This is a genomic window from Pseudomonas sp. Q1 (assembly GCF_009935975.1).
GTDB lineage: Bacteria > Pseudomonadota > Gammaproteobacteria > Pseudomonadales > Pseudomonadaceae > Aquipseudomonas > Aquipseudomonas palleroniana.
The window spans coordinates 135,216-148,809 of sequence record NZ_QODI01000016.1; the positions used below are offsets into that span (position 1 = coordinate 135,216).

General features: G+C 63.8%; 10 protein-coding genes. All 10 read right to left on the reverse strand.

Going from position 1 to position 13,594, the window contains the following annotated elements; all coding sequences use genetic code 11:
• Nucleotides 1-9: 9 nt before the first annotated feature.
• The 10 genes from DK870_RS23580 to DK870_RS23625 all read right to left on the reverse strand — a co-directional run bounded on the left by DK870_RS23580 (nt 10) and on the right by DK870_RS23625 (nt 13,239).
• Nucleotides 10-603 (reverse strand): glutathione S-transferase, encoded by a 594-nt coding sequence (locus DK870_RS23580; protein ID WP_161549825.1) that lies wholly within the window; start codon nt 601-603, stop codon nt 10-12.
• The gene (locus DK870_RS23585; RefSeq protein ID WP_161549826.1) at nt 600-4,238 is read right to left on the reverse strand and encodes an AAA family ATPase; all 3,639 of its coding nucleotides are present in this window, start codon (nt 4,236-4,238) and stop codon (nt 600-602) included. The genes DK870_RS23580 and DK870_RS23585 overlap by 4 nt, the downstream gene beginning before the upstream one ends.
• On the reverse strand, nt 4,235-5,476 hold the full coding sequence (locus tag DK870_RS23590; protein WP_060752619.1) for an exonuclease SbcCD subunit D C-terminal domain-containing protein: 1,242 nt from the start codon (nt 5,474-5,476) through the stop codon (nt 4,235-4,237). Before DK870_RS23590 ends, DK870_RS23585 begins: the two co-directional genes overlap by 4 nt.
• Nucleotides 5,477-5,744: 268 nt before the next feature.
• On the reverse strand, nt 5,745-7,385 hold the full coding sequence (locus tag DK870_RS23595) for a BatD family protein (RefSeq protein ID WP_161549827.1): 1,641 nt from the start codon (nt 7,383-7,385) through the stop codon (nt 5,745-5,747).
• A complete protein-coding gene (locus DK870_RS23600) occupies nt 7,382-9,121 on the reverse strand; it encodes a tetratricopeptide repeat protein (protein ID WP_060752621.1) in 1,740 nt (579 codons plus the stop codon). Before DK870_RS23600 ends, DK870_RS23595 begins: the two co-directional genes overlap by 4 nt.
• Nucleotides 9,118-10,206, reverse strand: coding sequence for a VWA domain-containing protein (locus DK870_RS23605; RefSeq protein ID WP_060752622.1), 1,089 nt, complete (start codon nt 10,204-10,206; stop codon nt 9,118-9,120). The genes DK870_RS23600 and DK870_RS23605 overlap by 4 nt, the downstream gene beginning before the upstream one ends.
• On the reverse strand, nt 10,199-10,693 hold the full coding sequence (locus tag DK870_RS23610; protein WP_060752623.1) for a DUF4381 domain-containing protein: 495 nt from the start codon (nt 10,691-10,693) through the stop codon (nt 10,199-10,201). Before DK870_RS23610 ends, DK870_RS23605 begins: the two co-directional genes overlap by 8 nt.
• On the reverse strand, nt 10,690-11,622 hold the full coding sequence (locus DK870_RS23615; protein ID WP_161549828.1) for a DUF58 domain-containing protein: 933 nt from the start codon (nt 11,620-11,622) through the stop codon (nt 10,690-10,692). The genes DK870_RS23610 and DK870_RS23615 overlap by 4 nt, the downstream gene beginning before the upstream one ends.
• A gap of 5 nt (nt 11,623-11,627) precedes the next feature.
• Nucleotides 11,628-12,587 carry a MoxR family ATPase gene (locus tag DK870_RS23620; protein ID WP_060752625.1) on the reverse strand — a complete coding sequence of 320 codons (960 nt, stop codon included), beginning with the start codon at nt 12,585-12,587 and terminating at the stop codon, nt 11,628-11,630.
• A gap of 298 nt (nt 12,588-12,885) precedes the next feature.
• On the reverse strand, nt 12,886-13,239 hold the full coding sequence (locus DK870_RS23625; protein WP_060752626.1) for a hypothetical protein: 354 nt from the start codon (nt 13,237-13,239) through the stop codon (nt 12,886-12,888).
• Between the last annotated feature and the right edge of the window lie 355 nt (nt 13,240-13,594).

A 13,594-nucleotide genomic window follows, 5' to 3' on the forward strand; every position in this document is an offset into this window, starting at 1 on the left:
GAGCGAGCTTCAAGGTTTTGCCATCACCGCAATAAACAGCGGCGACTCCAGAAAACGTTGTAACCATTTCTGCAGCCGCCGATACGGTGTTGCGGCAAACCACTCCCGGTCCACATGGGCAAACTGGCGCACGAACGGCGCCAGTGCCGCATCCGCCAGGCTCATATGCTCAGCCAGCAGGTATTCATGCTGGGTCAGCAAACCCTCCAGCTTCTGCAAAAACACCTCGCCTTCGGCCCGATAATGCTCCATCGGGTGTTCGGGATAACGTTCGGCGTATTTGTATCGATTCAAGTGATGTTTGAACACCTGGTCATTCTCGGCAATCAGCGACAACACCGCCGGGTCACCTTGCAGCAGCCAATCATCAGGGTCGTGCTGTGCCAGCGCCCATTGCATGATTGGCAGGCTTTCGTCGATCACATGGCTCGCCACACTCAATACCGGCACCGTGCCCTTGGGTGACAGCGCCAGCATCTCGGCCGGCTTTGCCTTGAGGCTCACCTCGATAATGCGCACGGCCACCCCGCAATAACGCAGGGCCAGGCGCGCCCGCATCGCGTACGGGCACCGCCGGAACGAATACAGCAGCGCCTCGCTCACTTGACCTCCAGGGTGCTCAACCCGTTGCCCTGGCGCTTGACCTGGATCTGCACCGGGATGCGCTCATGCATTTCCTGCACGTGGGAAATCACGGCCACCTTGCGCCCCTGGGCCTGCAAACCGTCCAAGGCGTCCATTGCCAATTGCAGTGATTCGGGGTCGAGGCTGCCGAAGCCTTCGTCGATAAACAACGACTCGATCTTCAACGTGCTGGACGCCATCGAAGCCAGGCCCAACGCCAGCGCCAACGACACCAGGAACGTCTCGCCACCGGACAACGAGTGCACCGAGCGCAGTTCATCGCCCATTTCCGTATCCATCACCAACAGCCCCAGCATGCTGCCGCCACGTTTGAGGCGGTAGCGGCGCACCAGTTGGCGCAGTTGCACGTTGGCGTGGTGCACCAGCAGGTCGAGGTTGTAGGCCTGGGCGATTTTGCGGAAGGTATCGCCGGTGGCCGAGCCGATCAGCGCGTTCAGGCGTGCCCAGCGCTGCCATTCGTCATAGGCCTGGGTGATTTGTTCTGCCAGTGCCTGGTTGGCGTCCTGACGCCGCTGGTCCTCGACCTGCCGTGCGCGCAGCGCGTCGCAGTGCTTCTCGTCGTCGGCCAGGTGCTGATTGAGGGCCGCGAGGCTGTTGTCCAGTTGCTCGGCTTCCAGGTTGCCATTGTGCTGGGCCTGGTGTTCGGCAAGGCGTTGTTCGCGCTCCTGCAGCAGCACCCTGGCTTGCTCCACGGCTTTTTCGCTGTGTTGCAACTGCTGGCGCAGCGCGCTGATTGCATGGTCATCGAACGCCAGCAAGCGGGTGAGGCCGGCGTCATCCAGCTCGGGATGCTGGGCGCGCCATTCGCCCAGGCGCAGGTCGAGGGTGTGTTGCTCGGCGCTGAGTGCCTGTTGGCGTTCCTGCTGGGCCTTGAGGTCGGCGGCCAGCTGGATCAGCGTGTTGCGCAAATCTTGCAACTGTTGGTTGGCGTCGGTTTCGTGTTGACGAGCTTGCGCCACCGCCTGGTCCAATTGCTGTTGCCAGTGTTCGGCGCTGGGGTATTCGCCCAACAAGGTGCCGAGTGTTTCCTGAGCCGCTTGCTGCTGGGCGGCCAGTTCCGCGACCTGCTGACGCAGCACGTCCAGTTGTTGCTGGCGATGCTGCTGATGGGTCTGTTCTTTCTCGATGGCTTGCCGGCGCTCTTGTTGCTCGGCGTGTTCATCGCGCTGCTGTCCCAGTTGCTCAAGGCGCTGGCTGACCTGCTGGTCCAACTGCATGAAGGTCGCAGCCGGCTCGCGGCGCAGGCCGTCCAGGGTGGCAGCGGGCAGCAGGTTGGCGAAGGCGCTGAGTTCTTCTTCAAGGCGGTCGCGGTCATTGGACAGCTCGCGTTGCTGGTCTGCCAGCAACTGGCGCGCTTGCTGGCTGGCCTCCTGGGCGGCTTGCAGTTGTTGCTGCAGGCGCCCGGCGTTTTGCTGCAGGTTGAGCAGGGCGCCCTGGCGTTGTTCGTCCTGGCTGATACTTTGCGTCAACTGGTTGAGTTGCTGGGCCAGCCAGGCGCTTCGCTGAGGCGGCTCCTGATTGAACAGCGCGGCGTACAGGGGATGGGCTTCCAGGCTGGGTTTGAGCGCCAGTTGCTGCGCCGCCAACTGCTCCTGCTGTTCCAGAAAACCCTTTTGCTGGGCGATCAAACCGCCCACTTCGCCACGCAGCTCGGTGAGTGTTTCCTTGAGGCTGTCGACCGCTTTCTGCGCCGTGGCCTCTTCATTTTCGTCATGGCGGCCGAGGCTTTGCAGCAGCGCCTCGGGCTGGTGGTACGGGTGCTCATGACTGCCGCACACCGGGCACGGCTGGTCGTCTTGCAACCGCTCGCGCAACTCCTCGACGCTGGCACTGCGGGCCAGGCGCTGGCGCTCCAGCAGTTGCTTGGTCACCGTGAGGGTTTGCTCGGCCACGGCCAATTCAGCCTTGGCTTGCAGGCCCGCCTGGTTGAGCTTTTCTCGCTGCTGCTGGGCCTGCACGAGTTTTTGCGTCAGCGCATCGCTCTGTTGATCCAGCTGTTGCTGGCTGTCCCACAGGCGCGTGAGCTCTTCGAAGGCGCGTTGCTGCTTGCGATTGTCCTGAAGCAGGCTGGCGAGCAATTGGATTTGTTCGGCCACGGCGTGGGGTTCGGCGCCAGCTTCCTGGTACAACAGCTCCAAGGCTTCGCGCTGCTGGGTGAACTGCTCGGCGGCGGCGCTGGCGCGCTGTTCCAGTTGCTGCAGTTCGGCCTGGCCTTTGTTCAGGCGATTGCCGATCAGCATCAGTTGTTGCAGGCGGTCGCGGTAGGCGGCCCAGGCCTCACTCAGCGGTGCGAGGGCGCTGCTGTGCTCAAGTTCGTTGGCCAGATGTTGCAGGCGCACGCCCACTTGCGCTTGTTTCTCCAACAAGCCATCGAGCGCGACCTGGCCCTGGGTGCAGGCGGTTTCCTGCACGTGCTGCTCTTCGGTGCGCTTGGCCAGGTCTTTGCTCAAACGGGCGAGGGTGCTCTGCTCTTCGAAGGCCCGGCGCAATAACGGCACGGCGTCGGCCTGATGTTTCAGAGCCTCGGTCAAGGCTGACTGAGCGGCGGCGTGCTGTTGTTGTGCCTGCTCTTGCTGGCTCTGTAACGCGGTTTGCTGCTCGATGTGCTGCGCAATCTGCGTGGCGAGCGGCGCCAGCAAGGTGCCCAGTTCGGCCTGTCGGGCGAAATGATGGCGCTGCGCCGCCAACTGCTCCAGGCGGCTTAAATCCTGGCGTTGCTGGCCCTGGTCATGCCATTGCTGCTCGGCGTGCTGCAACTGTTCGGCGGCGGCTTGCCGGCGCTCCTGCCATTCGCGTAGCTCCTTGAGCCACGTATGTTGCAGTTCCAACTGTTTGAGCTTAGCCTGCCGGGTCTTGAGCTGTTGCTGGGCTTCGGCCAATTGTTGATCGAGTTCGGCCCGCGCTTCGGGGGCCAGCGGCACTACACCGGTGGCCTGGTCCTGCAGCTGCTTGTGGGCTTCCTTGGCGTCCTTGGCTTTGTCGAACGCACGGCGACCCAACTGCGTGTAAAGCGCGGTGTCGGTGAGTTTTTCCAGCAGTTCGCTGCGTTCGTTATCGTTGGCCTTGAGGAACGCACTGAACTCGCTTTGCGCCAGCAATACGGCCCGGGTGAACTGCTCAAAGTTCAGGCCCAGGGCCTGTTCCAGCTGGGCCTTGTATTCGGTTTTCTGGCTGGCCAGCAGTTGATCGCTGTCCAGGTCGATCAGGCTTTGCCGGCTGTTCTGCAATTTGCCGCTGGCCTTGTCGCGGGCGCGGTTAGCTTCCCAACGCGCACGGTAGCGACGGCCATTGACGCCGACAAAGTCCACCTCGGCGTAACCGCCGCCGGTGCCACGTCGCAGCAGGGTGCGTGGGTCGCCGATGGAAATGTCGCTGTCGGCATCGGGCATCTTGGCCTGGCCGGTGTCGCCCAGGCGCGGCACGGCGCCGAACAACGCCAGGCATAACGCATCGAGCAGCGTGCTTTTACCCGCGCCGGTGGGCCCGGTAATCGCGAACAACCCGGCACTGGCCAAGGGCTCGGCGGTGAAGTCGATTTCAAACGGCCCAGCCAGGGAGGCGAGGTTTTTCAGGCGGATGGCGAGGATCTTCATGGCTGTTCATCCTCCTGTTGCACTTCCTGGAGCAGCACGGCGAAATCCTTCAAGGTCTGTTCATCCACTTCGCTGCCGTAACTGTCCTGCCAGGCGCGGCTGAACAGTTCCTGGGGCGTGAGCTGGTCGAGTTCAACCAGGCGCTCTTCATCGCGGTCTTCGCGGTTGCCCGCGCCTGCGTATTCGGCGGCGATGCGTACCAGGCGCACGGCTTTGCCTTGCAGGGCGGTTTCGATTTGCTGGCGCAGGTCCGGCTGTGGCTCGTCGAGGCGCACACGCACCTCCAGCCAAGGGTGGCGCTGGGTTTCGGCGAGCAGGTCGATGTCGGGCAAGTCGCCCAGTTGCTTGAGGATATCGGCCAGGGGCGCGGCTTCCAGGCGTTGCAGATTGACCGAACGGGGGATCAGGCGCGGTTCGACGTTCACCAGCCGCTCGCCCTGAAACGTTACGTCAAGAATCTGGTGCTTGTAGCCGATTTCGGAAAACGACAGCGGAATCGGCGAGCCGGAATAACGGATGCGTTCTTCGCCATTCACCTGCTGCGGCTTGTGCAAGTGACCGAGGGCGACATAGCCCACACGGTTATCGAACAGGCTGGCGGGCAGTGCTTCGGCATTGCCGATGATCAGGCTGCGCTCGGAGTCTTCCGACACCGAACCACCGGCCATATGCGCGTGGCTGATAGCGATCAACGCCTGGCCCTTTTTGCGTTTGGCCTTGGCCGCAGCGATCAGCCATTCATGCACCTGGCCGATACCGCGCAGGTAATCGTCACCCAAGTGTGCGCCGGTGACTTCCGCCGGGCGCAGAAACGGCAGCGCCAGGCACCATGCGGCGATCTTGCCTTTGGCATCCGGCAGGGGAATCAGCAGGCGTTCGGCGTCGAGTTGCCCGTCGTCCAGCCACAGCACCCGGCCCAACGCATGGGTGCGCAAGCGGCGCATCAACGGCGCCGGCAATTCGATGCGCGAGCCGGAATCGTGGTTGCCGGCAATCATCACAATGGTGAGCTTGGGGTTTTGCTCGTGGGCGCTGATGATGAAATCGTACAGGCGCTCCTGGGCCTTGAGCGGCGGGTTGACCGTGTCAAAGATATCGCCGGCGATCAGCAACGCATCCGGTTGCTCGGCTTTTAATTGGCCCAGCAGCCACTCAAGGAAACAGGCGTGTTCGAAGTCGCGTTCCTGGCCGTGGAGGTTTTGGCCCAGATGCCAGTCGGAGGTATGAAACAAACGCAAGGCGAACTCCGTGGAAAAGATGAAAAGGAGGGGAGTTTACCTGTAAAGCGGTGGGAGGGGGCTGGCTCAAATGCACAGTCAGTAAGGCGCAACGCTGTCCTGTGGCGAGGGAACTTGCTCCCGTTGGGCCGCGAAGCGGCCCCAGCTTCTGGTTTGAAAAGACTGGGCCTGCTACGCAGTCCAACGGGAGCAAGCTCCCTCGCCACAGGTTACCCGCTGCCTGCTCTATCGCTTAACTGACTGGCATTTGAGCAAGCCCCTCCCACCGCTATTTGGGGTACAGCGGCGGCAAGCTGGTGGTGTCGGTGGCCGGGGTTTGGGTGCGTTCGGTCATGGGGATGGCTTTTACGGCGCGCCACAGGTCTTCGCCCAGCCAGTACTGGCCGCTCTCGCTGTACAACGCGCCATTGAGGCCATCCAGGGCGTCGGACAGCGGCACGAACCGCGCCGCCATGTCCGCCAGGGTTTCCGGCTGTTGCCGCGCCCAGGCGTCCAGTGCCTGGCGTGTGGCTTGTGGGTCGTTGGCCTGGGTGGCGCGCTTGAGGTCGTCGAGCAGGGTGCGTGGGCTCGGGCCGGTCTGCGCGGTGCGTTGTACGGCGGGTTGCCGGCGCGCACGCCACCACAGGCCGAAGCCGAGCAAGGTGGTGCAGGCGAGCAGCAGTGTGCTGAGCTGCCATAGCCACAGGCGGTCATCGTCCGGTGCGGTGATTACGGTCGGCGTGGCGGGTGTGTCCACCACCAGGCTGGGGTTGGTCGCCACTTGCAGGGTGCGGGGCGGCAGGCTGGTGCGTTCGAGGTGGTCTTCGTGGGTGTTCCACCACACCACTTCCACTGCCGGCAGCTCCAGGGCCCCGGCGCGGGTCGGCACCAGCGCTTCACGGTCTTCGCGACTGCCGATCAGGCCGCGGTCGCTGCTCTGGTTGCCGAGTACCGGTTGATCCGGGTAGCGCCGCAGGCCACCGATGTCGGTACTCGGCAGGGCCGGCAGTTGCGCGCTGGAAAGACCTTCGGCCTTGACCGTGAGGCTGCGGGTCAGGGAGTCGCCGACTTGCAGGTGGTCGGGCTCGGGGTTCCAGGCTTCGCTCAGGGTCAGGTTGCGTGCGGGTATCCACGGCGCATCCGCCGGGTACAGCGCCGGCTTGGGCTTGACGGTCAGCGGCAGTTCGGCCGAGCTGACATGGATCAGCTTGCCTGGCTTGGTGCCTTGCAGCGTGTTTTCCTGGGGCGGGCGCGGTTCGACCAGCGTGGCGCTGAAGGTCTGCGCCGGAATCAGCAGGGCGCCGCTGTGCTGCGGATAGATCGCGTAACGGGTTTCGATCACCCCATGGCGGATGCTGTTGATGACCTTTTCGTAGGTACGCGATTCGCCCAATTGCTCGATCCGCGCATCGGGGATCTGCAACGGCGTCAGGCTGCTGTCGTCATACAGTGACACCGAATGGTACACGCGCACCGTCAACAATGCCTGGGCCTGCACGTACACGCTGTTCTGGTCGAGGCTGGCTTCGATGAACACCGGCGCCAGTTCGGCGCTGGTGTTCTGGCTGGCGGTCTCCACCACCTGCAGGCTGATCGGCTGGGTCTTGAGGTCGCCCACTTGCAGCGGTGGAATCACCACGGTGCCGTTTTCCCTGGGCAGCAGGGTGATGATCCAGCGTGTGGTGGCGTGGTTGTCGCCGCCCAGGGTGGTGAGCTGGTTGATCTGGCGCGTGCCGCTGACTTCGAACTGTGCATCGAGGGGGGACAGGTCGGGTTTGCCGAATTGGGTGACGTCGCTGGACTCCACCGTCAATTCCACCGTTTCACCGGAGTTGACGCGGCTGCGGTCGACGCTGGCGACCAGGTTCGCCGCCTGGGCGTGGCCTGTCGATAACGCGAGCAGGAGCAGAAGGGTGGTGCGGCGGCTCATCGAGTCTTGTCCTGATGTTGTTGCTGTTCGTACCAGAATTTGCGGCGCAGCAGTTCACCGGGGTTGTCCGGGATCTCCCGCAGCCATTGCTCCAGGGCCTGGCGATGTTCGCCGTCAAGGCTGGCATCGGTGGGGCGCAAGGGTGGCGTAGTGGTTTGCTCATCGCCCAGCTCGCTGCCCGGGACCTCATTGCCGCCGGCCTTTGGCGAGGCGTTTGCCTGGCTGTCGGTATTGCCGGCTTCACCCTGGCCCTGGGTGGACTGTTCGCCACCGGTGGAGCTTTGCCCGCTGGCGCCCGGTTGCGCAGTTTGGCCGGGTTGGGTGGTTTCGTCATCCTCGTTTTTGACAGGCTGCGCCGGTTCGGGCTGGGCCTGTTCCTGGATCAGGCTCTCCACCAGTGCCTTGTTTTTCAACGCCGGTTGCAGGTCGGGCTGCGCTTCAAGGGCTTGTTCGTAGGCGTCGACCGCAGCCTCCAGGGCGCCGGACCTGGCCAGGGCATTACCGCGATTGTAGTGGGAATAGGCGTCATTGCCCTCGGCAAAACGTTTGATCGCTTCGGCATAGTTGCCGGCCTCGTAAAGCGCCACGCCTTGCCATTGCGGGTCTTCAAAGTGCTCGGCGGCTTCGGCCGGGCGTTTGTGCTTGAGCAGGTATTGGCCCTGCTGGTCGGGACGCAGCCACAGGTCCTGGAATTCAAAGGCATAGCTCGGTTGCGGCGCGCCCAGCCACAGCAGGGGTAAGCAGAACAGCCAGCCGCGACGCCCGGCGCAAGCGGCCAGCAGCAACAACGGCAGGAGCAGCCAGTAGCCCTGGTCGGCCCAGGTGTCGAGGTGCAGCAGTTGGCCGTCGTTGCGCAGTGCCTGTGGACCGTCGAGCAGGCCGAGTTGGCGCAAGTCTTTATCATCCAGGCGTGCGGCGCGGTAGCGGCCACCCATTTCGCTGGCGAAGGCCTTGAGGGTCGGGCTGTCGAGGCGTGGTACCAGGATCGCGCCCTGATCGTCCTTGAGGAACTCGCCACTCTCCTGGGTGACCGGGGTGCCTTCGCGGCTACCGATACCGAGGATCGACAACGCCGGGGCCTGCGCCCCTTGCAGCAGCAGGCGGATGCCCTGGCGCTCCTGTTTCGACAGCGACGAGCCCACCAGCAACAGGCGCCCCTGGCCGAGACCGCCTTGCTTGAGCAGGGCCAGCGCCTTGTCCACCGCCAGATCGGCGCGATGGCCGGGCTCGGGCATGATCGAGGGGCGCAAGGCTTCCAGCAGGTTGCGGCTGGTGCCCAGGTCATCCGACAGCGGCACCAGGGTGTGGGCGCTGCCGGCATACACCACGATGGCGGTCGGCGCATTGCCCCGTGCCTGCAGCAAGTCATAGAGCTTGCGGCGCGCCTGCTCCAGGCGGGTGGGCGGGCTGTCGGTGGCGAGCATTTCCGGGGTCAGCTCCAGCAGCACCACCAGCGGGTCGGCGGGTTTCTGGCTGGACTGCTCGACTCTTTGCCAGCTTGGCCCGAGCAATGCCAATACCGCCAGCAGCCAGGCAATGCCCAGCACCACCCACGGCGATTTGCTCTCGCGCCCGCTGCCGCCACTGAGCAATACCGCATGAAAGGCCGGCGGCAGGATCACCTGCCAGCGCCCCGCGCGTTTTTGCCGGTGCCACAGCTGCCACAGCAACCAGCCGAGCAGCGGCAGCAGCAACAGCCACCAGGGGCGGAACCAATGCGGCCACAGATCGATCATCGACGCCTCCGCAAACGCAGGCGTTTAAGGCGTTGGCGCCACTCAGGATGCTGTTGCAGGAACAGGCCTTTGCTCGAGAGTTTATTGAAGGCGCGTTGCAAGGCGTTGTCGGGCCAGCGCTCCTGGATCACCAGCAACATGCTCAGGATCAATGCCAGGGCCAATGGCGCGCTGTACAGCGCCTGGGCCGGGCGGGCCTGGGTGGGTTGTTGCGCCACGGGCTCGAGCTGGTCGAGGGTTTCCTTGATCTTTTGCAGCTCGTCGCCGTCGCGGGCGCGGAAGTAGCGTCCCCCGGTGGCGGCGGCAATGGCCTTCAAGGCGGGTTCATCCAGGTCCAGGCTCGGGTTGACGCCGAGGATCCCCAGGGAACCGGTCTGTTCGGGGTCGGCGCCGATGCCGATCGGGTAGATTTTCACGCCTTCTTCGGCCGCCAGGCGTGCGGCGGTCAGCGGGTCGATCTGCCCGGCGTTGTTGGCGCCGTCGGTGACCAGGATCAGTACGCGACTCTGCGCCGGGCGCTGGCGCAGGCGTTTGAGGGCCAGGCCGATGGCATCACCGATGGCGGTGTTCTTGCCGGCGATGCCGATGCGGGCTTCATCCAGCCAGGTGCGCACGGTGTGCCGGTCGAAGGTCAGCGGTGCTTGCAGGTAAGCCTGGCTGCCGAACAGGATCAGGCCCACACGATCGCCTTCGCGGCTTTCGAGGAAATCCCCGAGCAGGTGTTGCACCAGGCTCAGGCGGCTGACGTCGTCGTCCTGCCAGTGCATATCGGGGAAATCCATGGAACCGGAAACGTCCACCGCCACCAGCAGGTCGCGGCCACTGGCGGCAATCGGTAGCGGTTCACCCAGCCATTGCGGGCGTGCAGCTGCGGTCAACAGCAATAGCCATAACACCACGAACGGCGCTTGCTGGCGCCAGCCCGGCAGGTTGACGCGGGCGCGACGGCGCGCCAGGCCTTCGAGGTCGGCCAGATAGCTGACCTTCAAGGCGGGCTCGCCGCTGTCGGCCACGGGCAGGATAAAGCGCATCAACCAGGGCAATGGCAACAGGGCAAAGATCCACGGCCAGGCGAACTCAAACATGTTTGCGGATCCAGGTGTCGACGGCTTGGGTCAGGCCCGCGATGGCTTTATCGTCGAGTTTGCACTCGGGCTTGTAGGCGCCTTCCACCAACACCATCCAGCGGGTCAGGCCCGCAGCGGGGCAGCGGTTGTCGAGAAAGGCCAGCCACTTGCGACCGTTGAGCGTGTGGCTCTGGCTGTAGGGGTAGTCGTTGCGGCACAGGCGTTTGAGCAGGCCGTTGAGCTGCTGCAGCCAGGCCCCGGCCGGGGCGCCGTCGTAGGGTTTGGGCATCAGGGCCAGCTCGGCGAGGGCGGCGATGCGCAGCGGGTCCAGGGGCTGTTCGGCACGGGCCACGGGGCGTTTTTTGGGCAGGAAGCGGCGCAGCCACCACAAGCCCCAACCGAGCAGTGGAATCAGCAGCAGCAACAGCCACCAGCCCGGTGCAGGCGGCCAGAAACCGATGGCGGGAGGCGCAATCAGCGGTTGCAGTTGGTCAAGGCTGCTCATTGCTTTTTAACCGGGCGTTGCGGGTTGAGGTATTCGCGCAGTTGCTCGACCATTTCGCTCTGGGTGCTCAAGGGCATCAATAACACCCGCAGCTTTTGCGCGAGCAGTTCCCAGCGGGCAATGCGGGCTTCGGCCTGGGCCTTGTAGGCTTGGCGCAGGTCGAAGTTCAGCGTGTCCAGTTCCAGCTGTGCGCCGCGCTCGGCAAAACGCAGCAGCCCGGCGGCCGGCAGGGCATGGTCCAGCGGGTCGGAGATCGGCAGCAGCAGCAGGTCGCAATGGCGTGACAGCAGGCTCAACTGCTGTTCGGCGCCTTCGGTGAGCGCGCGCTCATCACAGATCACGATCACCAGGCTGCCGGGGCGCAGCACTTCGCGGCCACGGCGCAGCGCCATGCCGAGGGCGTCGGCTTCCGGATGGCGTTCGGTATTCAGGCTCTGGTTGACCCGCACCAGCCGATTGAGCAGTTGCAGCAGGCTTTGTTTGCTGCGTCGCGGTTTGATTTCGTAGTGCTCGCTGTCGCCGAATACCAACCCGCCCACGCGGTCGTTGTGCCCCAGCGCGGCCCAGCCGATCAGGCTGGCCGCCTGCGCCGCCAGCACCGACTTGAACATCTGCCCCGAGCCGAAAAACAGCCGGCAGCTCTGTTCCACCATGATGAAGATCGGCCGTTCGCGTTCTTCATGGAAGAGTTTGGTGTGCGGCTCCTGGGTGCGTGCCGTCACGCGCCAGTCGATGGTGCGCACATCGTCCCCGGCCTGGTACACGCGCACCTGGTCGAAATCGACGCCACGCCCACGCAGCTTGGAGTGGTGCAGGCCGATCAACGGGCTGCGCTGGCTTGGGGTGGAAAACAACTGCACTTCCCGCACGCGATGACGCATCTCGATCAATTCGCTGAGAGTGACGCGGATGCCATCGCCTGCGTTCATGGGGTTCAAGCGACGGCAACGACGTCGAGAATGCGCTGCACCACACGGTCCTGGTCAACGCCGGCCGCTTCGGCCTCGAACGACAGAATGATGCGATGGCGCAGCACGTCGAACAACACCGCCTGGATATCTTCCGGGCTCACGAAGTCGCGACCGGCCAGCCAGGCGTGGGCGCGGGCGCAGCGGTCGAGCGCGATGGAGCCCCTGGGGCTGGCGCCGTAGGCGATCCACTCGGCCATTTCCGGGTCGAACTTGGCCGGTGTGCGCGTGGCCATGACCAACTGCACCAGGTATTCCTCAACCGCGTCAGCCATGTACAGGCCGAGGATCTCTTTGCGCGCCGCGAAGATCGCTTGCTGGCTGACCCGGCGTTCAGGCTTGGTTTCGCCGTTGAGCGCCTCGCCACGGGCCTGTTGCAGGATGCGGCGTTCCACGGTGGCATCCGGGAAGCCGATCTTGACGTGCATCAGGAAGCGGTCGAGCTGGGCCTCGGGCAGCGGATAGGTGCCTTCCTGCTCGATAGGGTTTTGCGTCGCCATCACCAGGAACAGCGGTGACAGGTCGTAAGTGCTACGGCCCACGCTGACCTGACGCTCGGCCATGGCCTCCAGCAAGGCCGATTGCACCTTGGCCGGGGCGCGGTTGATTTCGTCCGCCAGCACCAGGTTGTGGAAGATCGGCCCTTGCTGGAACACGAAGCTGCCGGTTTCCGGGCGATAGATCTCGGTGCCGGTGATGTCGGCGGGCAACAGGTCGGGCGTGAACTGAATACGATGGAACTGCGCTTCGATGCCTTCGGCCAGCTCTTTGATCGCTTTGGTCTTGGCCAGGCCCGGCGCGCCTTCGACCAGCATGTGGCCGTCGGCGAGCAGGGCGATCAGCAAGCGATCAATGAGTTTTTCCTGGCCGAGAATCTGCGTAGAAAGAAAGGTTCGCAGCGCAAGCAGCGCTTCACGATGTTCCATCGATGACGGTTCCTGGAGAGATGAGCCCGGGCGTCGAACAAAAACACCGGGCCTGGGGCGCTTACTTTAATGCATCGAGGGGGGCGGCGACTAACGGCATAACCGGTATTTTTGGCAAAACTTGTAGGATTATTGTGTCAGCACCGGCTTCTTGTAGTGAGCGGGCTTGCCCCGCGCTGGGTGGCAAAGCCGCCCCAACATGGACGCCGCAGTGTTTCAGGAAAACCGAGGTGGCTGGGTTTAGGGCGGCTGCGCCACCCAGCGCGGGGCAAGCCCGCTCACTACAATAGAAAACCATCTAGATCCGAGTGAAGGTGCCGGTACCCTTCAGGATGTTTTGCAGGGTTTCCTCGACTTCGGCCATATCCGCCGCTGCAGTGGCATGGGTAATCTCCAGCTGGTCCTTGCCGCCCAGGGCATCGGCATCACCTGCGGCCAGCTCAACCAGCAAGGTCGTCGCGCCCAGGGTGACCTTCACGCCATCCAGGGTCGACGGTTCGTAATCCCAGGTCAGCTCAACTTCGTCCTCGTCCGGGTAGCGCGTGAGCATGAACATCTCGCCGTTCTTGCCGTGGCAGCAGAGCATCGCCATGTTGTCTTCTTCTTCGTCGCACGGGGTGGCCATCAAGGCGTCGGTGTTCAGTTGCAGCATGGGGAATCCTGTCTGGGGGAGGGCGCAATGCGGGCGATTGTGCCATTGCCGCGAATTTTGTGCTGCATGCTATGTCGTGGGCGACATGACCTGATGGGTAAAATCAGTCACTTCCGGCACTTTTTGTCTCGAAAGCAGCCGATTTTTCTATCGGAATCTACGGGTTGCCCAAGTCGCAACCGCGCGCCTGCTTACCGATGACCGAATATGTCGCAGCGCCGCAAGCAGCGGTCTTCCTACACTCGTTAAGCTGCGCAACGGATGTGCATGAGCCAGGCGCCTGACCTGCCCGTCGTACCGTCACCCGGCAAAGTGCGCATCTTATGGAAGTTGTATGTGACCTGATTGTCTTGTC